We start from the raw sequence: 19801 nt of genomic DNA, 5'->3' as shown, positions 1-19801 counted from the left end.
AATCTGCCAGAATGGGACGCGTGGTGAACAAATCGAAGAAACCGTATGTCGACAACGGCTGGCCCAAGGTCGCCGACGGCGAGCACGCCGTGACCGAACTCTCCTCGGCCCGTTCCGGCAACCTTTCGCCGTTCGGTGAGGACACCGAGTTCCCGCTCCCCGTCGAGGACCTGCCCTACGTGCACCCGCACACGGTGGTCAATCGCTGAATCCGGTCCGGCTGCCGCGAATCCGGCGCCCGAACGATCACGGGCCCCGCATCTCGAGGATGCGGGGCCCGTGATCGTTCGCGGCTCAGGAGGGCAGCATGCCCTTGTTCGCCTCGTAGAAGCCGACCAGCGCCGGGTCGAGCTGGGCGTTCTGCGCCTTCGCGGCGTTGAAGAGATCCAGCGCCTGCTGCGGGATGTGCACGCCCTGCGCCTGCACCACGGCGACCGCCCGCTCGACGGCGGTGTAGATCTCCTGGTTCGGGTCGGCCTGCGCCTGCTGCTGCGGCGCGTCCTGCGGGGCCCAGCTCGGGGCCGTCTCCGCCGGGGCCGAACGCTGGGTCGGCGCGCTGCTCAGGCCGAGCTTGGCCGAGCAGGACGGCCAGGCGCCCCAGCCCTGGGAGGCGAGCACCCGCTCGGCCACCACGATCTGCTCTTCGCGCGAGGCATTGTGCGCGGACGCGGCGTACTCGCCGCCTCCGTGCGCCTTCCAGGTGCTCGGGGAGAACTGCAGCCCGCCCTGGAAGCCGTTGCCGGTGTTGATGCCCCAGTTGCCGCCGGCCTCACACGCGGCCAGGCGATCCCAGTCGGAATCCGGCGCGGCGGCGGCGTTGCCAGCGAGGGACACACCCGCGCTGCCGATGACGGCGCTGGTCAGGGCAACCTTGGCAACGGTGCGTCCCGTGGAGGTCGGCTTGCGATGGCGTCCACTCATGTCCGGTGTCTTCCTCTCGTCCGCACCTGGGGGCCGGTGCCAGGCGAACCGCGTGCGTTCGTCGGCCCGATCACCTGCGAACTTCGCCCCTGAGCTTGGGTCGGCTTGTTCCGTTCCCGCGGGGCGAAGCTCGGTGCGGCGGGTCCGGCACTGCCGGAATGTCTTCCGGCTGCGCGACAAACGGTACGACGGATCCGGAGAAAAATCACTATTTGGTAACCGCCGCGCGTCCGGGGGTCTCGAACCCGCATCGCGCCGGTGCTCCGCCGTCCGCCCAGGTGATCGGCGGTAATAGGGAGCGGCTTCCGATCGTCACCGGCCCGTTATCGGCTCGTTATGTGATGAGGATCACAATGCTTGGCGGGTAACGAAAACGGGCCGCGCCGGTTAACGCGCCCGCCGCCCGGAGCGGAGCGCGTAGACGAGCGCCAGCAGGAAGCCGAGCGGCGCCAGCATGGCGAGCAGGTACAGCGGCAGCCCCGGCTCCGCGTCGCTGAGAATCGGGGTGAGGAAGATGGCGATGATCGCCAGCAGCCCGACGCCGAAGAGCCCGAGCGCGACGTGCAGCAGCCGATCGCCCGGCCTGCGCGGGCTGGAAGGGGAGGTCACGCCGTCGACGGTAGAACTCGCGTGCTGGGGGCACCCGCACCGGGGTAGACTTGGCGGAACGGTCGCGTCCCACGGGTGTGGGGCGCGTATTTTTCGCACCGGGGCGTCCCCCGGTATCTCCGAACATGAACGGGTGAGCACAGTGCCGACCGGCCGGGTGAAGTGGTACGACGTCGAAAAGGGCTTCGGCTTCCTTTCGCAGGACGAGGGTGAGGACGTCTACGTCCGCTCGTCCGCGCTGCCCGACGGTATCGAGGGGCTCAAGCCCGGCCAGCGCGTCGAGTTCGGCATGGCCGCGGGCCGCCGCGGCCCGCAGGCGCTCAGCCTCAAGTTGCTGGAGGCGCCGCCATCGGTGCGGCAGGGCCAGGAGCGCGCGGGCCGGAGCGAGCGGCGCGAGCCGGTCGCCCGCAGGCACACCCCGGACGAGCTGCACGGCATGGTCGAGGACATGATCACGCTGCTGGAGGCGACGGTGCAGCCGGACCTGCGCAAGGGCCGCTACCCGGATCGCAAGACCGCGCAGCGGATCTCCGAGGTGGTGCGCGCGGTCGCCCGCGAGCTCGACCACTGACCCGGCCTCACTCCGCGGGCTGCCCGCGCTCGTCCGGCGCGGTATTGATCGACCAGGCGGCGTGCGGCACGTAGAACTCCCGGCCGGTTTCGTCCCTGGCCAGGATCGGCAGCTGGAGCTCGACGCCGACCAGCCGCAGGTTCGGCTCCGGCCGGGAGTCCAGCGTCACCGCGAGCACGTCCTTCCCGAAGTCGTCGTGCGCGACCAGCCGGTCCACCTGCTCGCCGTCCGGGCGCTCGTAGATGAGCTGGGCCAGCCAGGGCGCCTCGGCGATCTGCGGCGGCAGCGAGAGCTGCAGCGGGTAGCCGGGCGGCACCTCGAGGTCGACGGTCTCGCCGTAGCGGCAGTCCGCCATGGTCACCGAGCAGTAGAGGAACGGCTCGACGGTCACGGTGCGGCCGTGCGCGTACGCGGTGACCGCCGGATCCTTGCGCGGGGCGTCCCGGATCAGCAGGGCGAGCACGCCCGCGTAGGCGGCGACCGCAACGAGCAGGACGACGGCGGAGATCGCGACGACGGTACGGGTTCTGGCGTTCACCAGCGGGGCTCTCCTCAGCGAGTGGGTGGCGGGCTCGGGTCGGCCCTGGTGGCGTGCGGCACTTCCTGCTCGGCGTGCTGTGGCCGGTTGCCGCCGAGCCCGGGCAGCAGCGAGTGGCCGCGGTGGCTGAGCACGGTCTGGATCAGCCCGAGCATGAGCACACCGGACACCACCGCGAAACCCTTCCACCAGTCGGTCGGCAGCAGCACACCGCCCGCCCCGCCGATCACCCAGCTCAGCTGGAGCACAGTCTCCGACCTGCCGAAACCGGAGGCGATGGACTCCGGCGGCAGGTCGTCCTGGATAGCCGCGTCCAGCGATACCTTGGCCAGCGCGCTGGCCGCGGAGGCCACCAGCGCGGCGATCACCGCGCCGAGCAGGTTGTTCAGTACCAGGGCGAGCACCGCCACCACCGTGCAGCCGGTGGCGCAGTAGACGACGATCAGTGCGGGCCTGCCGAGCGGAATCCTGGCGCCGGTGGCATTGCCCGCGAAGTTGCCGATCGCGGCGGCCGCGCCGACGGCGCCGAGCATGGCCGCCTGCCGCACCGGGCTCTCGCCGCTGCCCTTCGCCACGAAGGCCACGTAGAAGGTGAGGAACCCGGTGAGCACCCGGATGCCGCTGTTGCCCCAGAGCCCGGTGACCACCGAGCGGCCGAGCGGCTGCCTGCGCTTGCGCGCGGGCACGGTGGCGGCGGCGTCCGGCGCGAGCACCTCGGTGGTGGCGTCGGCGCCGTGGTAGCCGAGCGTCGCGGGCACCTCGCCCTCGGTGACCTCCACCCAGGAGGGGATCCGCAGGCTCAGGACGACCCCGGCGACGGCGATCAGCGTGGCCAGCACCAGCGCGCCGTTGGAGCCGAAGACCGCCGCGGTGCCCGCTGCCACCGCACCCGCCCCGAGCGTCCCGCCGACCAGGCCGAAGACCGTGAGCCGGGAATTGGTGCGCACCAGGTCGATCTCGGGTGGCAGCACCCGCGGCGTCACCGCGCTCTTCAGCACCGCGAACGACTTGCTGCCGATCAGCATGCAGAGCGCGAGCGGATAGAGCCCCCAGGTGTCGAACTCCAGGATGAGCAGCACCGCGATCACCGCGCGCGCGGCGAACGAGGTGGCGAGCGCGAGCCTGCGGCCGCGCTGCAGCCGGTCGAGCAGCGGGCCGATGAGCGGGGCGATCACCGCGAACGGCGCGATGGTGATGAGCAGGTAGAGCGCCACATTGGTCTTGCTCTCCGCGGTGGCGCTGGCGAAGAAGAGGGTATTGGCCAGCGCCACCGCGATCGCCGCGTCCAGCGCGAAGTTCGCCATGGTGGCGTAGGTGAGCGCGGTCAGCCCGGACTCGTCGGCGCCGTTCGCCTTGGCGGCGCGCTGGAAGGTCGCGATGCCGCGCTCGGTGAGCTCGCGGCCGCGCATGGCGGCGACCCGGGTCACGGTGAGTTTGCGTGGCACCCGCCGCTGCTCGTCGCCGGGCGGTTGCTGCTCCGGCTCGGTCTCGAAGGGGATGGTGTTCGGGCGGGTGCTGCCTGGGTGGTCCACCCGCGGGCCGGTGCGCGGGGCGCGCTTGCGGATGAACGGGCGCTGGCGCGGCGCCGGTTGCGCCGGGGGAAGCGGGCGGTTCGGCGCCCGCTCGGTGTCGAGCCGGGGCAGCGGCCCGCGGGCGCCGTTCGGCGGGGGGTACCGATCGAAGCCTGGGTGCCTCGGGTCCGTCTCGTCGTCGCCGTCCCAGCGACCGCGGTTGGCACCGGAAGGTTCGCGGGGAGTGGTCACGCCCTCAATTCTGGCGCATCCGCGCGGGTGGTGTTCACCGGCGGCGGGCTCACCCCTCCGGGACGAACCGGACCTCGAAGACCGTCGGCCAGTATTTGCCGGTCACCAGGAAGCGATCGGTGCCCGGCAGGTGCGCGATGCCGTTCAGCACATCGGCGGTCGCGCGCTGGGTGGCGGAGAGCAGCCCGGAGCCGTCGATGGTGGCGAGCACCGCGCCGGAGTCGGGGTCGATCCGCAGGATCTCGTTGCCCGGCCAGTTGTTGGCGTACACCGAACCGTCCGGCGCGCAGTCGAGTTCGTTCAGCCGCGCCTCGTTGTGGCCGGTGAGCCTGGTGCTGCCGGTGATGTCGAAGGTGGCGGGGTCGCGGAAGGTGAGGGTGTCGGAGCCGTTGCTCATGACCAGCGTGCCCGCGCGGGCGCAGAGCCCCCAGCCCTCGCCGTCGTAGGGCACCCGGCGGCGCTCGGCCAGGGAGGCGGGGTCGCGCTCGACGGCGATGCCGTCCTGCCAGGTGAGTTGCCACACCGAATCGTCGACACGCGCGATCCCCTCGCCGAAAAGCGGCGCGGGCAGGTCGGCCCGCGCCAGTTCGGCGCCGGTGGCCAGGTCGGTGGCGCGCACCCAGGACTGGCCGGGTTTGCCGGTGCTCTCGTAGAGCACCGGCCCGGCCACGTCGAGGCCCTGGGTGAAGGCGCCGGGGGTGTGCGGGCGGGTGCCGAGCACCTCGATCCGCCAGCGTGGCGTGTCCTCGCCCGCGCCCCCGCACGCGGCCATGGCGAGCAGAGCGAGCGCGAGCAGAGCGGCCGACGTACGCCGGTTGGGTTCCATGCGGCAAAATGTAGGCCGTGAGCGCAGTTTCTGTTACGGAGGCCGGCGTACGGCCCCTCCTGGCCGACGCCGTCGAGCTGGCTCGACGTGCGCTCCTCGAGCTGGAATCGTCCGGCGTGGGGGCACACCTCGGGGTGAGTTCCGAGGACGAGGCCGCGGCGACGCACCGCTTCGAGGCCACCCTCCCCGGCTATCGGGGCTGGCAGTGGGCCGTCGTGGTGGCGGCGGCGCCCGGCGACGAGCGGGTGACGGTGAGCGAGTCCGCCCTGCTGCCGGGGCCGGACGCGCTGGTCGCGCCGGACTTCGTGCCGTGGGAGCAGCGGGTGCGCCCCGGTGACCTCGGGCCGGGAGACCTGCTTCCGCCCACCGAGAACGATCCGCGGCTGGTGCCCGGGTACGTGCTGAACGGCGACCCGGCGGTCGACGAGGTCGCGCGGGACATCGGGCTCGGGCGTCCGAAGGTGCTCAGCCCGGAGGGGCGCGAGGAGGCGGCCGAGCGCTGGTTCGGCGAGTTCGGGCCGGGTGCCGAGATGGCGAGGGCGGCGCCGTCCACCTGCGGGCTCTGCGGGTTCTTCCTGCCGCTCGCCGGTGCCATGCGGGCCGCCTTCGGGGTCTGCGGGAATGTCATGGGGGCGGACGGGCGGGTCGTGCACACCCGGTACGGGTGCGGGGCGCACTCGGACACCGAGCTGCCCTCCGGCGGCGGGTCGGCGCGGTACGAGGCGTATGACGATGCCGCGGTCGAGGTGGTCACCATCGCGCCGCCGGTCGCCGCTGCCCCGGAGCCGGAGGCCGGTGCGGCGGAGCCGGGGGCCGGTACGGTCGCCGTCGCGGCCGAGCCAGGCGTTGCGGCCGAGGCGGCTGCGCCGGTGGATTCCGCGGCCGAGGCCGACGCGGGCGGCTCGGCGCCGGTGGCGGAGGGCGAGTCGATCGCGGCCGACGGGTCGGCGGTGGCGCCCGCGCTGACGCCGGACGAGGCGGAGGCGGCGCCCGAGCCGGGTCCGTGGAGCTGACCGGGGACGACCCGTTCGGCACGGCGGCGCTGCGCGCGGCGGTCATCGCCGCCTGGCGGGATTCGCCGACCCGGCTGCGCGAGGACGCCGCCTCCGAGGCCGATCTGGTGGTCGCCGGGTACCGCGACCGGCTGCTCACCGAGCTGGCACAGAACGCGGCCGACGCCGCCGCCAAGGCGGGGGCAGGCGGCGTGCTCACGGTGTGGCTGGACGGCCGCACCCTGCACGTCGCGAATACCGGTGCGCCGCTCGACATCACCGGCGTGCGCGCGCTCACCGCGCTGCGGGCATCGGACAAGGCGGACGAGAGCGTCGGCCGGTTCGGCGTCGGCTTCACCGCGGTGCGCGCGGTCGCCGACGAGATCGAGGTGCGCTCGCGCACCGGCGGCGTGCGCTTCTCGCTCGCCGATACCCGAGCCGCCGCCGCGGCCGCCGCCCCGGATCGGCTCGCCGAGCTGGCCGGGGTGCCCGTGCCGGTGCTGCGGCTGGCCTGGCCGCTCGGCACCGCTCCCGCCACCGGCGACACCGAGGTCGTGCTCACCCTGCGCGCGGATGTCGACCCGGCCGCCCTGCTCGCCGGTTTCGCCGCCGAGGCGGCCGAGCTGCTGCTCGAGCTGCCCGCGCTCGCCGTGCTGGAGATCGCGGGCAGCCGCTACACCCGCGCCGAGCGCCCGGCCGGGGCCGGGCTCACCGAGCTCACCATCACCGGCGGCGCCGAGCCGAAGCGCTGGTGGGAGTACCGCACCGCGCGCGGCCGCTGGCTGGTCCCGCTCCGGGACGGCCGCCCGCACCCCGCCGCGCCCGACGTGCTGCGGGCACCCACCCGTTCCGACGAGGAACTCTCGCTCCCCGCGCTGCTCATCGCCGATATCCCCATGCAGCCGGACCGGCGCCGCCTGCTGCCCGGCATCGAGCTCGCCGAGTACGCCGCCGGGTACGCCGATTTCGCGGCCGCGCTGCCGCCCCGGGACCGGCTGGTGCTCGTCCCCGCACCGGGGTTCCCGCTCGGCGAGGCGGATGCCGTGCTGCGGGCGGCCGTCGTCCGGGAACTCCGTACGCACCCGTGGTTGCCGGTGGTCGCCGTCCCGGACGAGTTCGCCGAGCCGGGCGCGGGGTCGGCCTCCGCCTACGCGCCGGTGCCGACGGATTCGCGGGTGGTCGATCCGTGGGACCTCCCCGACCCGCCGCCGGCTGCTGTCGTGCCGCGGACCGGCTCCGGCACCGCCGAGGCGCTGCCGGAGTCCGGCGGCGACAGCGTGCGGCACACCGGCTCGTCCGCCACATTGTCCGCCGGCGCGGCGGCCCCGCGGCTCGACAGCGACACGGCTGCCGGGTGGCCCGGCGAGGCCGAGGGTGCCGCCCGGCCCGCCGGTGATGAGCCCGGCGCCGATCGGGTCGACGCGCGGCCCGCCGCGCCCGCGCAACTGCCCGCGCGCGCCCGCGTCCTCCCCGACCTCACCCCGGAACTCGCCGACCTCCTCGCCGGTTTCGCGGGCCCCCTCGTCATCCCCGAACTCTCCGACACCGCCGCCGTCCGCACCCTCGCCACGCTCGACGTCCCGCTGCTCACCCCGGCGCTGATCGCCGAGCACAGCTCCGGCCTGGAGCGCCCGGCCCGCTGGTGGCACCGGCTCTACGCCGCGCTGGAGCCCTACGTCACCGACCCGCGCACCGCGGAGGAGCTGGGCGCGCTCGCGGTCCCGCTCGCCGACGGCAGGCTGGTGAGCGGCCCGCGCACCACCGTGCTCGACGAGGAGCTCACCGTCGTCGTCCCGGTGCACTGGTCCCGGCTGGTGCACCCGGAGGCGGCGCACCCGCTGCTCACCCGGCTCGGCGCCCGCCAGGCCGACGCGCTCGACCTGCTCACCGACCCCGCCCTGCGCGCCGAACTCGACGACGCCCCTGACGACGAGGACCTGGTCGACGCGGTGCTCCGGCTGGCCGAGCTCACCACCGTCCCGCTCCCGCGCTGGATCGGGTTGCTCGAGGTGCCGGACGAGACCGGCGAGCCGCGCCCCGCCGACGAACTCCTGCTCCCCGGCGCCCCGCTGCGCGACGTCCTGGTCGAGGACGCCCCCTTCGGCACCGTCGCCACCGCGGTGGTCGAGGGGTACGGCGCGACCGGCCTGCGCGCGGTCGGCGTGAGCTGGGACTTCTCCGTCATCACCGAGCCCGACCCGACCGGTCCCGACCACGACCTGGACGACGAGGAGACCTGGTGGGACGGGCTCGCCGAGGACCCGCCACTGCTCGCCGCGGTCCGCGACCTCGACCTGGTGGCCGACGACGCCTGGCCGCGCGCGCTCACCCTGCTGCTCGACGGCGAGCGCACCCGCCCGCTGCTCGCCGACCGCGACGGCTACACCGCCTGGTGGCTGCGCACGCACGCCAGCTACCGCGGCACCCCGCTCGGCCTGCTCCGGCACCCCGCCGACCCCGCCTTCGCCGGACTCATCGATGTCTTCGACCCGCCGGAGCTGGCGGGCCGCCTCGATGCGCTGCGCCCGCTGCTCGCCGACCCGGCCGCGCTCACCCCGGAGCTCGCCGGCGCCCTGCTCGCCGCGCTCGCCGACCCGCAGCGCACCCCGCAGCCCGCGGTGATCGCGCGCACCCACCGCCTGCTCGCGGCCGCGGTGGCGGCGGAGACGCTGGATATCGAGGACATCGAGCTCCCCGAGCGGGTGCGCGCACTCTCCGGCGCGGTGCTCGACCCCGCCGACGCCCTCGTGCTCGACCTGCCCTGGTTCGGCTTCGCGCTCCCCGCCGACCGCATCGTCGCGGGCGACCCGGCCCAGGCCGAAGCCCTGGCGACGCTGCTCGAGCTGCCGCTGGCCTCGGCCGCCGTGACCGCCGAGGTGCTCACCCCCGGCCGCGAAACGGAGTGGGAGAGCGAGCCCTTCGCCATCGTCGCGCCCGGCCTCTACGCCCTGCCGGAGCACCCCGGCCCGCTGCTGCTGCACGACGGCGGCCTCCGGGTCCGGCTCACCGGCGCGGTCGAAGCCGAGGCCGATGTGCCGTGGTGGCACGACGGCGCCGCCACCCACCTGCGCGCCCCGCGCTGACGCGCACCGCGCCGCCCGGCGTCCCGGCCACCCGGCCCCCGGCACTCCCGGCCGGACCGGCTCGCGGTCGTCCGGCCGAACTCCTGGCCGGACCGGCCGAAACCCAGGCGGCTACTCCGCCTTGCTCGCCACCAGCTCGGCCAGCAGGTCGAGCTGGGTGCGCGCGGCGCCGCTGTCGCCGTCCACCAGCCAGCGCAGCACCAGGCCGTCGATCAGGTTCAGGGTGAAGCGGCTGAGCGAGCCGACCGGGGTGGTCCAGCGGGTGCCGGTGGCCTCGCGGGCGTTCTCCAGCACCGCGCCGACGGTCGCGTCGTTGAAGGTGTACTGCTCGCGGGCGATGATCAGCTTGGCCGGCGTCTGCTCGCCCTCGCGCAGCGCGTAGGTGGTGGTCTCGTAGCTGAGCATCTGCCGCTCCGGCGTCGACTCCACGTTCTGCCAGAGCAGCTCCAGCCCGGCCCGCACCAGTTCGCGCAGCGCGCCGGTGCCGGTGCCCGCCCCGTCCCAGATGGCGGCATTGGTGTCGATGGACTCGCGCAGCTCGGTGGAGAGCGCCTTGACCAGCTCGGTCATCAGCGCGTCCTTGTTCTCGAAGCAGTAGTGCACCACCCCGAGCGAGACCCCGGCGGCCTGGGCGACATCCCGCGTCGTCACTCCCGCCACGCCCTTCTTCTCGGCGAGACCGATGGCGGCCTCGATGAGATGGGCCCGTCGTTCTTCGACGCTCAATCGGGAGGACACGCCCGCAAGCAAACCTGTCGCGACGGTCGCAGTCAATTTCACCGCGCCGTCCACACCCCCTGGACGGTTGTCCAGTTGTATGGTTCCCTCGCAGGGCAGCGAAGGGAGACGTGGATGTCGGTGGCACGCAGGACCGTTCTGCACGGTGCGGCGGCGCTGCCCGTCGCCGGGCTGGCGGCGGGTGCGCTCACCCGACCGGCCCCGGCCCGCGCGGAGCCGGGCGGATATCTGGTGGGCGCGGGCATCTCCGACATCACCGGCCCGGCCGCGGAGTGCGGCATGATGGGCTACTCGCAGCAGGAGCAGCAGACCGCAGGCATCCACCTGCGGCCGCGCGCCCGCGCCTTCGCGCTCGCGCACGGCGGGCGCCGGGTGGTCTTCGTGGTGGCCGAGAACGGCATGATCTTCCAGTCCGTGCACCGCGGCGTGCTCGCCGAACTCGCCCGCCGCTTCGGCGATCTCTACACCGAGCAGAACGTGGTGCTCACCTCCACGCACTCGCACGCCACCTGCGGCGGCTCCGCGCACGACTACGCCTACAACCTCTCCATCCTCGGCTTCCAGCAGCAGGTGTACGACGCCGAGGTGAACGGCATCGTGGAGGCGATCGCCGCCGCGCACGCCGACCTCGCGCCCGGCACACTGGCATTCGGCCGCGCCGAGCTGCACGACGCCAGCGTGAACCGCTCCCGGGTCGCCTTCGAGCGCAACCCGGACGCCGACCGCGCCGCGTTCCCCGACGCCATCGACCCCGCGGTCACCGCGCTCGCGCTGCTGCGCGGCGGCAGGCGGATCGGCGTGATCACCTGGTTCGCCACGCACAACACCTCGATGACCAACAGCAACCGGCTGATCAGCTCGGACAACAAGGGCTACGCCGCCTACACCTTCGAGCACGACCGCAACGGCGTGCGCTACCTGGACGGCGCCCCTGGCTTCGTGGCGGCCTTCGCGCAGACCAATGCCGGGGACATGTCACCGAACCTGAACTTGCGCCCCGGCTCCGGCCCCACCGAGGACGAGTTCGACAACACCAGGATCCTCGGCGAGCGGCAGTACGCGGCGGCCGAGCGCGCGCTGGCCGCCGCGGCGCCGTTCGGCGGCACCGTCGACTCGCTGCTCTGCTACGTCGATTTCGCCGACACCGGCATCGACGGCCGCTTCACCCCCGACGGCCTGCCGCACCGCACCGCGCCTGCCGCGGTGGGGGTCTCGCTCTTCGCGGGCAGCGTCGAGGACGGGCCAGGGCTGCCCGGCGGGCCGGTACCGGAGGGGGTGCGCAACCCGCTCGCCGACGCGCTCGGCGGCATCGACACCCCCACCCCGGCCTGGCTGGCCGACGCACAGGCGCCCAAGCTCATCGCGGCGCCGCTCGGGCTCATGCCGCCGGTGCCGTGGGTGCCGAATGTGCTTCCGGTGCAGATCGTCCGGCTCGGCGAGCTGTACCTGGCGGCGGCGGGCGCGGAGTTCACCATCGTCTCCGGGCTGCGGGTGCGGCGCACGGTGGCGGCGGCGCTCGGCGTCGACCCGGCGCAGGTGCTGCTGCAGGGCTACGCCAATGCCTACTCGCAGTACGTGGCGACGCCGGAGGAGTACGACGCGCAGCAGTACGAGGGTGGCTCGACGCTCTTCGGCCGCTACACGCTCTGCGCCTACCAGCAGGAATTCGACCGGCTGGCGCGGGCGCTGGCCGCGAGGCAGCCGGTCGGGCGCGGGCCTGCCCCGCGCGACGTCTCGAATATCCAGCCCAACCTCCAGGTCGGCGCGGGCCCGGACCCGCTGCCCGCCGGGCGGGGCTTCGGTGACGTGCTGGTGCAGCCCGCGCCGGCATATCCGGCCGGGGCCGCGGCCGAGGTGGAGTTCGTCTCCGCGCACCCCAAGCACAACCCGCGCCGCAACGGCACCTTCCTCGAGGTGCAGCGGCTGGCGGTGGACGGCTCCTGGCGGCGGGCGGCCAACGAGGGCGAGTGGGAGGTGCGGTTTCACTGGCGGCGCGGGCCGTCCGGGGAATCGGTGGCGCGGTTCCGCTGGGACATCCCCGCGGGGACGTCGGGCCGGTTCCGCTTCGTGCACTTCGCCGACGCGCTCGACGCGGACGGTGCCATCCGGCCCTTCACCGGCACGAGCGCCGAATTCGAGGTCGGCTGAGGGTATTCCGGCCGGACCCTACGCGCCGCGGCCCGACCCGGCCGGGCGTCGCCTTGCGCTACAGACCGGTTTGCGCGCCCTTGTCCCCGCGCCGCGCCCCGCGCAGCTGGATCAGGTAGATACCGAGCGCGAGCGCGCCGACCAGCAGCCCCATCAGGCAGAGCGGCAGCGCCCCGGCCCAGCGCTCCCCGCCGGACCAGACCACGACCGTGGCGACCAGCCACAGCGCGCCGCCGACGGCGAGCACGGGGCGTGGGTCGGTCAGCCGCGGCGGGATCTCCGGTACCTGCTGCGTCACGCCTCCACAGTAGCCGTCCGGTGAATTCGGCATGGGCCCCTGCCGGTCACGTATCGTTCACCACTGTGACAACGCCAACGGACGTCCGCGCCCTGGCCGGCGAGCTCTCGCTGGCGGTGGTCCGGCTGACGCGGCACCTGCGGGGCAGGCGTGCCGACTCGCAGATCTCGCTGACCCAGCTCTCCGCGATCGCCACGCTGCTGCGCGATGGCGCCATGACGCCGGGCGCGCTCGCCGCCAAGGAGCGGGTGCAGCCGCCATCGATGACCAGGGTGATCGCCTCGCTCACCGAGCTCGGGCTGGTCGAGCGGAAGCCGCACCCCACCGACGGCAGGCAGATCATCGTCTCGCTCTCGCCCGCGGGGCAGGCGCTGCTCGCCGACGAGGCCAGCGCCCGCGAGGCGTGGATGACCGAGCAGCTCTCCGGCCTGGACGACGACGAGATCGAGGTGCTGAACCGCGCCGTCGGCATCATGAAGAAGATCGTCGCGGAAAGTGATTGACGCGCCGCTGTGCTGAACTAGCCCGCTCCGCGGGCGCCGAACGGCTGGTCGCTCTCCACGATGTCCCGGCCCAGCGGGAACAGCGACAGCGGGATGAGCTTGAGATTGGCCCAGCCGAACGGGATCCCGATGATCGACAGGAACAGTGGAATGCTGGTCAGCAGGTGCCCGAGCGCCAGCCACCAGCCCGCGACGATGAACCAGATGACATTGCCGATCAGCGATCCGGCGCCCGCCCCCGGCTTCTCCACCGTGGTGCGCCCGAACGGCCACAGCACGTAGGCCGCGATCCGCAGCGAGGCGACGCCGAACGGGATCGGCACCACCAGGAAGAAGAGCAGGAAACAGAGCAGCGCCGCCGCGAGGTAGCCGAGTGCCAGCCAGAATCCGCTGAACACGAGCCACAGGATATTGAGCACCAGCTGAATCGGCTTCATGGCACCAGGATGCCAGAATCGGACATGCGGGTCAGAATCCCCAGCCAAGGACGGCGTCCCGCCGCCAGGCGAAGGCCCGCTCCAGCGCGCGCACCCGCTCCGGCGCACCCCGCAGCCTGCCCGCGGCGGCGAAGGCGCGGGCCGGATGCGCGCCCAGATAGATCGCGCCGAGTACGTCCAGCCCCATGGACAGCTCCGGCTCGGCCGCCGTCGGCGCGCACTCGGCGACCCCGTCCCTGATCCGGAGCGCGAAGGCGCCGCCGGCGTCCAGGAAGGGATCGTCGACCGCGACAACGGTTTCCAGGTCGGCGTCGTAGCGGCGGGCGGTGAGCGCGGCGGGGATGTCCATGATGCGGAGCCACAGGGTGTCGTACCCGGCGACCGTGCGCACCTGCCTGGGGTCGACCAGCAGGTAGGGGAGCGGGTCGTCGCCGGTGACCGGCGCCACCAGGTCGTGGCTGAGGTCGCGGCCGCAGAGCGCGCGCCAGAGCGCGGCGTGCGCGTCGGCGGTGAGCGTGCGCAGCTCCTTGATCTCGATCGACTGGTCGTCGTGGTGGCGGTAGAGCGCGTAGCCGTCCGGGTGCAGGAAGGCGAAGAGGTCGCCGCCGCCGTTGCGCAGCCGCGGCGCGTCGGCGAAGGCGAGCGCCCAGGCGGCGTCCGGCCGCTCCTGGGCGCCCGGGGTCACCCGGCGCCAGGTGTCGTAGATCCGGCGGATCTCGGGCTCGGCCTCCGGTACCGACACCTGGTACACGCCGCCGGGGTCGGGCGCGGTGGGCAGGAACCGGGCGAAGCGGCGGTCCAGCCGGATCCGGTGTTCCCTGGCCGCCGCGCCGTAGCCGAAGCGGCCGTAGATGCCGCCCTCGCTGGCGGTGAGCGCCGCCAGCGGAATGCCCTCCGCCGCGAACTGCCGGTGCTGCTCGGAGTACAGCGCGCGGAGCAGGCCGCGGCGGCGCTGCGGCGCCGCCACCGCGACCCCGGAGATGCCGATGGCGGGCAGCTGCCCGCCGGGCACGGTGACCGTCATCGGACCGGTCTGGGAATGCGCGACCAGGCGGCCGTCGACCTCGGCGACCAGCGCCCGGTCCACCGGGAAGAGCGTCCAGATGTGCTCCGGCTCCACCGGGTCGTAGCGGGTGCCGAACGCGGTCTCGATCAGCAGCCGGATCGCGGCCAGATCGGCTTTCTCCGCCGGGCGGATGCGCGCTGCGGGGTGCGGGGTCATCCCTGGACCCTCGCACGCCCGACGGGTGCGCCGCATCGGATTTTCGCCCGCCCCGCCGAGCGGGCAGGATGGTGCGGTGGCCGAAGTGATCGACCTCGCGGACCCCGCCGACCCCAGGCTGGACGACTTCCGCGATCTCAAGAACGCCGATCGCCGCCCGGACCTGCCCGGCCGCAAGGGGCTGGTGATCGCGGAGGGCACCGTGGTGGTGCGGCGCATGCTCGGCTCCCGGTTCGCCCCGAGCGCGCTGCTCGGCGTGGCGCGGCGCTTCGAGGAGCTCGCCGGTGATCTGGCCGGGGTGGCGGTGCCCTGCTACCGCACCTCGGCCGAGGTGATGGCGGAGGTGGTCGGATTCCACCTGAACCGCGGGGTGCTCGCGGTGGCGCGCAGGCCGGCCGCCCGCACCATGGCGGAGCTGCTGGACGGCGCGCACACCGTCGCGGTGCTGGAGGGCGTGAACGACCACGAGAACCTGGGCTCGATCTTTCGCAATGCCGCCGGGCTCGGCGCGGACGCGGTGCTCTTCGGCGAGCGCTGCGCCGACCCGCTCTACCGGCGCTCGGTGCGGGTCTCCATGGGGCACGCGCTGCGGGTGCCGTTCGCGCCGGTCCCGGAGTGGCCGCTCGGCCTGGCCGAGCTGCGCCGCCGCGGCTTCCAGACCGTCGCGCTCACCCCGGACCCCGCTGCGGCGAACCTCGCCACCGCCATGTCCGGCGAGCGGGTCGCGCTGCTGCTCGGCGCCGAGGGGCCCGGGCTCACGCCGGAGGCCATGGCGGCCTGCGATGTGCGGGCCAGGATCCCCATGTCGGCCGGGACCGACTCGCTGAATGTCGCCACCGCCGCGGCCATGGCCTTCTACGAGCGGGTGCGCACCCGATGATCGAGCCGCCGCCCTACCGCGACCCCACCCCGTGGGCCGCGGGGATCGCCGTCGCCGCGCTGGTCGGCGCGCTCACCGCGGTAGCGGTCTTCGCCTTCGGCGCCGCGCTCGGCGCGGTGCACCCGCTGCTCGCCGTCGCGGTGAACCTGATCGCCGCGGGCGGCGCCGCGCCCACTGCCTGGCGCTGGCGTTTCGCCCCGGTCACCCGGTGGGTGCTCGGCGGCGGTGCGGCCGGCGTCGTGATCGGCTGGATCGCCCTCCTCGGCGCCGCCCTGGCGGGGTGATCCGGCTCAGTGGCGCCCGCGCAGCCGGTCGAGAAGGCCGCGCTTCGGCGGGCGGGCCGGGGGCGCGGACGGCACCGGCGCCGCACCGCGCGGGAACAGCGTGAACCCGCAGACGGTGATGTCCGCCGAGGTCAAGGCCCCTTCCGCGGGTGCGGAGCGGTAGTGGAACCCGAGCCACTCGTTATTGGCGGCATCGGCGAAATCGGGCGGGTCGAAGGGGAGCGACTGCGGGTCGGGGAGCTCGCCCGCGCGCCAGCGCACCGGGTGCTCGCCGGCCCAGTACGGCCGCTCCCAGACCAGCGGCAACCCCTCGTCCTCCACGATGTGCAGCCGGCTGGAGCTGAACGAGCGGCGGAACTCGCCGCGCTCCCAGTGCGCGAAGGCGCCCCAGCCGTGCGCGCTGTCGAACGACACCAGGTAGGTGTGCTCGGAGGCGAGCGGCCGCACCAGCAGCTCGGGCAGCGCGGTCGGCCGGATGAGCGCCGCCTGCGCGGCACAGAGCACGGTGAGCCCGGGCAGACAGCCGATGAACACCTCGTCGGCGGCGGGCCCCGCCGACCCGGCCAGCGTGCCGACCGGGTGCGGCACCACGTCGAAGTCGGCGTAGAGCAGCCGGGCCAGCGCGAGCGCGGCGGCCTGGTCCGGTTCGTGCCCGGCGCGCAGCACCGCGAGCGGGTCGGGGGTGTCGACGTACCAGAGCGTCGACGCCTTCCCGGACGACGGCGGCTCCAGCGCGGTGGCACTGTTCGGCTCGGCGACCCTCTTCAGCTCGGACACCCATCGATGGTGGCACGAAACCGCCCGGGCAACTCCTATGCGCGCCGAAAGACTTCCGCTCTGCGCTGCTGAAAGGCGCGTCCGGCCGAACTCAGTGGCCGGAGCTGCGCACTCCGAGCAACACGTCCTCCCAGGACGGCATGGGCGCCTTGCCGCGCTTGGTCCTGGCGGGCTTGGCGGGCGGCTTCGGCGCCTGCTTGGCGGCCGGCTCCGACTTCTCCTCCGGCGCAACAGGTTCCGTCGGCTCCGCGGTGACCTCCGGCTCGGCGACGGGCGCGGTCGCGGCCGGTGCCTGACGCCGGGCGGGCGCCCTGCGCCGCGCGGGCTGCCGCGGCGCCTCGGCGGCCGGAGCCACCTCGTCCGCGGCGGGCTGCGGTGCCTGCGCCTCCGCTGTGATCTCCGCCTCGTCAACCCGGGCGGCGGGCTGCTGCTCCGGCTCCGGCTGCTCGACCGGCTCCTCGGCCTCGGCCCGCTGCTCGCGGAACTCGGCGGCCGGGGCCGCCTGCTCCCGCGGCGCGGGCTCGGCCACCGGCTCCGGCTCGCTGGGCAGGATGGAGGCCAGCCCGCGCAGCGCGCGCCCGAAATCCGGGTCGATGAGGTCGGAGGCCGGATCGTCCAGCGGCGAGACCGAGCCGCCGTGCGCATCCGGCTGATACCGCCAATGCGCCGCGATCTCCGAGCGGCCGTTCTGCCACTGCAGCTGCGCGACCCAGAAGCCCTTCTCGTCTTTCCAGGCATCCCACTCGGCGTGGTCGAGGGTGTGCCCGCGGGCGGTGAAGGCGGCGGTGACGATATCGATGAGGTTCTCGACGGCGGGGCCGTCGGCGCGCACCGGGTGCGCCTTCTGCGCGAGCTCGGCGGCCCTGGCGCGCTCCAGCAGCACCGGGTACGCGAAGCGATCGACCTTGCTGGCGGGCATGCCGGATTCCAGGGTGACCTGTTCGACGGAGGCACCGGCGCGGATACGGGCCTGGATATCGCGAGGACGCATGGAAGCTTCCATTTCGATCTCGATCTGGCCGAATCGTGCAAGGTCGCCGCGCGCCGCCGCGCGCAGTTTGTCGTCCGCGGGCAGCCGGAATTTCTGACCGGACTCGGTGTCGACGCAGACGATGTGGGTGGAGTCGGGCGTCACCCCGATCACTCGAAGTTCACGCACCGGCTACCTCCTTACCGCGTCGACTCGCGACACCGCCCACTTTCCGAAACAGTAATGCACTCCCGGTGTTCTCGAGGCTAGACACGCGGGGCGGAAATCTCGACGGAGATTCCCGCCCCCCGATAATCTGCTCTGTTCGCCACGCTCAGCCGAGCTGCCGCACCACCCAGTCGATGCTCTTCGTGAGCCGGCTGACGTCCTCCGGGTCGATGGCCGGGAACATGCCGACGCGCAGCTGGTTGCGGCCCAGTTTGCGGTACGGCTCGGTGTCCACGATGCCATTGGCCCGCAGGATCTTCGCGACCTGCGCGGCATCCACCGACTCGGCGAAATCGATGGTCCCGACCACCTGCGAGCGGTGCGCGGGATCGGTGACGAACGGGGTGGCGAACTCACTCGAATCGGCCCAGGCGTACAGCCGCGACGAGGAATCCAGCGTCCGCTTCACCGCCCAGTCCAGGCCGCCGTTGCTGTTCAGCCATTCGATCTGATCGGCGAAGAGCAGCAGCGTGCCGACCGCCGGGGTGTTGTAGGTCTGGTCCTTGGCGCTGTTGTCGATGGCGATCGGCAGCGAGAGGAATTCCGGGGTCCAGCGCCCGCTCGCCTTGATCTCGGCGACCCGCTCCAGCGCCGCCGGGCTCATCAGCGCGACCCACAGCCCGCCGTCCGCGGCGAAGCACTTCTGCGGGGCGAAGTAGTAGACGTCGGCGTCGGCGACGTTCACCGGGAGCCCGCCCGCGCCGGAGGTGGCGTCGATGGCGACCAGCGCGTGCTCCGAGCCCACGGGGCGGCTCACCGGGATGGCGACACCGGTCGAGGTCTCGTTGTGCGCCCAGCCGATCAGGTCGGCGGCGGGGTCGGCGGTCGGCTCGGGGGCGCTGCCCGGCTCCGACTTCACCACGATCGGATCGCCGATGAAGGGGTTGCCCTTGGCGACAGCCGCGAATTTGCTGGAGAACTCGCCATTGCTCAGGTGCAGCGAGCGCTCGCGGATCAGGCCGAAGGCGGCGGCGTCCCAGAAGGCGGTGGTGCCGCCGTTGCCGAGCACCACCTCGTACCCGTCGGGCAGGGCGAAGAGCTCACGCAGGCCGGAGCGCACTCGGGCCACCACGTCCTTGACCGGCTTCTGCCGGTGCGAGGTTCCGAATACCGCGCCGCCGACCTCGACCAGGTTGCGCAACTGCTCGGGCCGCACCTTGGACGGGCCGCATCCGAAGCGACCGTCGGCGGGTTTCAGATCGTCGGGGATGGCCGGGAACGCAGAGGTCATGGGCAACAGGGTAGACGGTGGTACCGCTGTGTCCGGGACCACACTCCGGCTAATCTGACCGCCATGACGGCGTGGTCGGCGAATTCGGGGTGGCGGGTGCGCGGGCGCCGGACAGGGGCCTTCGGGCGACCGGCCGGGCCGCTGCCGGAGGCGGCGCGGACCGAGCTGCACCGCCGCGGCGTGCGCGGCTCGGCGACCGTGCTCGGGGTGCGGCCGCGCCGCGGCGAACCGGGCCACGTGTTCTGGGTGCGGGTGGCGATCGACGGCGAGCACCCCTACGAGGTGCGGATTCGCCAGTGGGTGTCCGACACCGACCTGCGCTGGATGGGGCCGGGCGATGTGGTCGGCTGCCGGGTCGACCCGGGCGACCGGGAGCGGCTGGTGCTCTTCGTCCCCGACCCGGCCGAATCCGGGCGGGTCGGGCAGGCCAAGATCCTCGCCGACGGCCGCCGCGCGGAGGCGACGGTGCTCGCCGCGGCGCCGGTCGCCGCCGACTACGCGGGCCGGGACGACCCGGTGCTCCGGCTCGACCTGGAACTCATGGCGTGGGACGAGCCCAAGCCGTGGTGCGTGCGGCTGGTGGCGCCGGTGCCGCTGGCCGCGCTCGGCGCGGTCGACCTCGGGGCCCGGCTCCGGGTGGCCTTCTTCGAGGTCGACCGCGGCGAATCGGTCGCGGTGGACTGGGCCGCCTCGCTGGACGAGGGGTGAGGTGTGCGGGTGCTCGGCCGCCGATGTCACGCCGGGCAGCCGCCGGGCCCACCGGTGCCCGGACTCGCGAGTGC

Annotated in this window: 21 protein-coding genes; 9 read left to right on the top strand and 12 right to left on the bottom strand. The window is 73.7% G+C overall.

The genetic code is table 11. The annotated features are described in order from the left end of the window. The first annotated feature begins 20 nt into the window (after positions 1-20). Positions 21-209 carry a hypothetical protein gene (locus NH2_RS02050; RefSeq protein ID WP_067647165.1) on the top strand — a complete coding sequence of 63 codons (189 nt, stop codon included), beginning with the start codon at positions 21-23 and terminating at the stop codon, positions 207-209. Between the two features lie 85 nt (positions 210-294). On the opposite strand, the gene NH2_RS02045 is transcribed toward NH2_RS02050, so the two are convergent. Next, positions 295-921, bottom strand: a complete 627-nt coding sequence (locus tag NH2_RS02045) for a transglycosylase family protein (RefSeq protein ID WP_067647162.1) — start codon at positions 919-921, stop codon at positions 295-297. Positions 922-1308: 387 nt separating this feature from the next. Then, positions 1309-1530 (bottom strand): hypothetical protein, encoded by a 222-nt coding sequence (locus tag NH2_RS02040; protein WP_067647159.1) that lies wholly within the window; start codon positions 1528-1530, stop codon positions 1309-1311. 142 nt (positions 1531-1672) lie between these two features. Here NH2_RS02040 and NH2_RS02035 point away from each other — a divergent pair, with 142 nt between their 5' ends. Next, positions 1673-2101, top strand: coding sequence for a cold-shock protein (locus tag NH2_RS02035; protein WP_174552787.1), 429 nt, complete (start codon positions 1673-1675; stop codon positions 2099-2101). A 7-nt stretch (positions 2102-2108) separates the two neighbouring features. Here NH2_RS02035 and NH2_RS02030 read toward each other — a convergent pair whose 3' ends face one another. The 3 genes from NH2_RS02030 to NH2_RS02020 are packed head-to-tail and all read right to left on the bottom strand — an operon-like array spanning position 2109 to position 5228. Further along, on the bottom strand, positions 2109-2639 hold the full coding sequence (locus tag NH2_RS02030) for a DUF2771 domain-containing protein (protein ID WP_067647154.1): 531 nt from the start codon (positions 2637-2639) through the stop codon (positions 2109-2111). 14 nt (positions 2640-2653) lie between these two features. Continuing rightward, complete coding sequence (locus NH2_RS02025; protein WP_067647151.1) at positions 2654-4402, bottom strand: MFS transporter; 1749 nt, start codon at positions 4400-4402, stop codon at positions 2654-2656. 49 nt (positions 4403-4451) lie between these two features. Continuing rightward, the gene (locus tag NH2_RS02020) at positions 4452-5228 is read right to left on the bottom strand and encodes a glutaminyl-peptide cyclotransferase (protein WP_067647148.1); all 777 of its coding nucleotides are present in this window, start codon (positions 5226-5228) and stop codon (positions 4452-4454) included. Positions 5229-5245: 17 nt separating this feature from the next. Here NH2_RS02020 and NH2_RS02015 point away from each other — a divergent pair, with 17 nt between their 5' ends. Beyond that, positions 5246-6241, top strand: coding sequence for a DUF3027 domain-containing protein (locus tag NH2_RS02015; RefSeq protein WP_157103562.1), 996 nt, complete (start codon positions 5246-5248; stop codon positions 6239-6241). Further along, on the top strand, positions 6232-9303 hold the full coding sequence (locus NH2_RS02010; protein ID WP_245650378.1) for a sacsin N-terminal ATP-binding-like domain-containing protein: 3072 nt from the start codon (positions 6232-6234) through the stop codon (positions 9301-9303). The genes NH2_RS02015 and NH2_RS02010 overlap by 10 nt, the downstream gene beginning before the upstream one ends. 111 nt (positions 9304-9414) lie before the next feature. Here the strand turns inward: NH2_RS02010 and NH2_RS02005 are convergent, their stop codons facing one another. Further along, positions 9415-10041 carry a TetR/AcrR family transcriptional regulator gene (locus tag NH2_RS02005; protein WP_084505137.1) on the bottom strand — a complete coding sequence of 209 codons (627 nt, stop codon included), beginning with the start codon at positions 10039-10041 and terminating at the stop codon, positions 9415-9417. A gap of 114 nt (positions 10042-10155) precedes the next feature. Here NH2_RS02005 and NH2_RS02000 point away from each other — a divergent pair, with 114 nt between their 5' ends. Next, positions 10156-12189, top strand: coding sequence for a neutral/alkaline ceramidase (locus tag NH2_RS02000; RefSeq protein ID WP_067647143.1), 2034 nt, complete (start codon positions 10156-10158; stop codon positions 12187-12189). 58 nt (positions 12190-12247) lie between these two features. Here NH2_RS02000 and NH2_RS01995 read toward each other — a convergent pair whose 3' ends face one another. After that, complete coding sequence (locus NH2_RS01995) at positions 12248-12487, bottom strand: DUF2530 domain-containing protein (RefSeq protein ID WP_067647141.1); 240 nt, start codon at positions 12485-12487, stop codon at positions 12248-12250. 65 nt (positions 12488-12552) lie between these two features. Here NH2_RS01995 and NH2_RS01990 point away from each other — a divergent pair, with 65 nt between their 5' ends. After that, positions 12553-12990: an Rv0880 family HTH-type transcriptional regulator gene (locus tag NH2_RS01990; protein WP_067647138.1), complete on the top strand. Its 438-nt coding sequence runs from the start codon at positions 12553-12555 to the stop codon at positions 12988-12990. A 17-nt stretch (positions 12991-13007) separates the two neighbouring features. Here NH2_RS01990 and NH2_RS01985 read toward each other — a convergent pair whose 3' ends face one another. Next, a complete protein-coding gene (locus NH2_RS01985) occupies positions 13008-13427 on the bottom strand; it encodes a YccF domain-containing protein (protein ID WP_067647135.1) in 420 nt (139 codons plus the stop codon). Positions 13428-13458: 31 nt separating this feature from the next. Continuing rightward, positions 13459-14649: a GNAT family N-acetyltransferase gene (locus NH2_RS01980; protein WP_067647132.1), complete on the bottom strand. Its 1191-nt coding sequence runs from the start codon at positions 14647-14649 to the stop codon at positions 13459-13461. A 76-nt stretch (positions 14650-14725) separates the two neighbouring features. Between NH2_RS01980 and NH2_RS01975 the strand changes: the two genes are divergently transcribed. Beyond that, entirely contained in the window at positions 14726-15529 is an 804-nt protein-coding gene (locus NH2_RS01975; protein WP_067647129.1) for a TrmH family RNA methyltransferase, read from the top strand. Continuing rightward, on the top strand, positions 15526-15813 hold the full coding sequence (locus tag NH2_RS01970; RefSeq protein ID WP_067647126.1) for a DUF2537 domain-containing protein: 288 nt from the start codon (positions 15526-15528) through the stop codon (positions 15811-15813). Before NH2_RS01975 ends, NH2_RS01970 begins: the two co-directional genes overlap by 4 nt. 6 nt (positions 15814-15819) lie before the next feature. Here the strand turns inward: NH2_RS01970 and NH2_RS01965 are convergent, their stop codons facing one another. The 3 genes from NH2_RS01965 to serC form a co-directional block, all read right to left on the bottom strand. Then, positions 15820-16590, bottom strand: a complete 771-nt coding sequence (locus tag NH2_RS01965; RefSeq protein WP_369690021.1) for a DUF6928 family protein — start codon at positions 16588-16590, stop codon at positions 15820-15822. Positions 16591-16681: 91 nt separating this feature from the next. Then, entirely contained in the window at positions 16682-17749 is a 1068-nt protein-coding gene (gene sepH, locus NH2_RS01960; protein WP_067647123.1) for a septation protein SepH, read from the bottom strand. 145 nt (positions 17750-17894) lie between these two features. Further along, positions 17895-19019: a phosphoserine transaminase gene (gene serC, locus NH2_RS01955; RefSeq protein ID WP_067647120.1), complete on the bottom strand. Its 1125-nt coding sequence runs from the start codon at positions 19017-19019 to the stop codon at positions 17895-17897. A 63-nt stretch (positions 19020-19082) separates the two neighbouring features. Here serC and NH2_RS01950 point away from each other — a divergent pair, with 63 nt between their 5' ends. Then, the gene (locus NH2_RS01950; RefSeq protein WP_067647117.1) at positions 19083-19727 is read left to right on the top strand and encodes a hypothetical protein; all 645 of its coding nucleotides are present in this window, start codon (positions 19083-19085) and stop codon (positions 19725-19727) included. The last annotated feature ends 74 nt before the right edge of the window (positions 19728-19801 follow it).

This window comes from Nocardia harenae NBRC 108248 (genome assembly GCF_001612885.1).
In the GTDB taxonomy this organism is placed as follows: domain Bacteria; phylum Actinomycetota; class Actinomycetes; order Mycobacteriales; family Mycobacteriaceae; genus Nocardia; species Nocardia harenae.
The sequence above is the reverse complement of the archived record's forward strand: the minus strand, read 5'-3'. Positions and strand labels throughout refer to the sequence as shown.

Coding starts and splice junctions, on each gene's coding strand:
- serC (WP_067647120.1), bottom strand. CDS start 19,019: ATGACCTCTGCGTTCCCGGCCATCCCCGACGATCTGAAACCCGCCGAC.
- NH2_RS02045 (WP_067647162.1), bottom strand. CDS start 921: ATGAGTGGACGCCATCGCAAGCCGACCTCCACGGGACGCACCGTTGCC.
- NH2_RS02000 (WP_067647143.1), top strand. CDS start 10,156: ATGTCGGTGGCACGCAGGACCGTTCTGCACGGTGCGGCGGCGCTGCCC.
- NH2_RS01980 (WP_067647132.1), bottom strand. CDS start 14,649: ATGACCCCGCACCCCGCAGCGCGCATCCGCCCGGCGGAGAAAGCCGAT.
- NH2_RS01985 (WP_067647135.1), bottom strand. CDS start 13,427: ATGAAGCCGATTCAGCTGGTGCTCAATATCCTGTGGCTCGTGTTCAGC.
- NH2_RS01970 (WP_067647126.1), top strand. CDS start 15,526: ATGATCGAGCCGCCGCCCTACCGCGACCCCACCCCGTGGGCCGCGGGG.
- NH2_RS02020 (WP_067647148.1), bottom strand. CDS start 5,228: ATGGAACCCAACCGGCGTACGTCGGCCGCTCTGCTCGCGCTCGCTCTG.
- NH2_RS01950 (WP_067647117.1), top strand. CDS start 19,083: ATGACGGCGTGGTCGGCGAATTCGGGGTGGCGGGTGCGCGGGCGCCGG.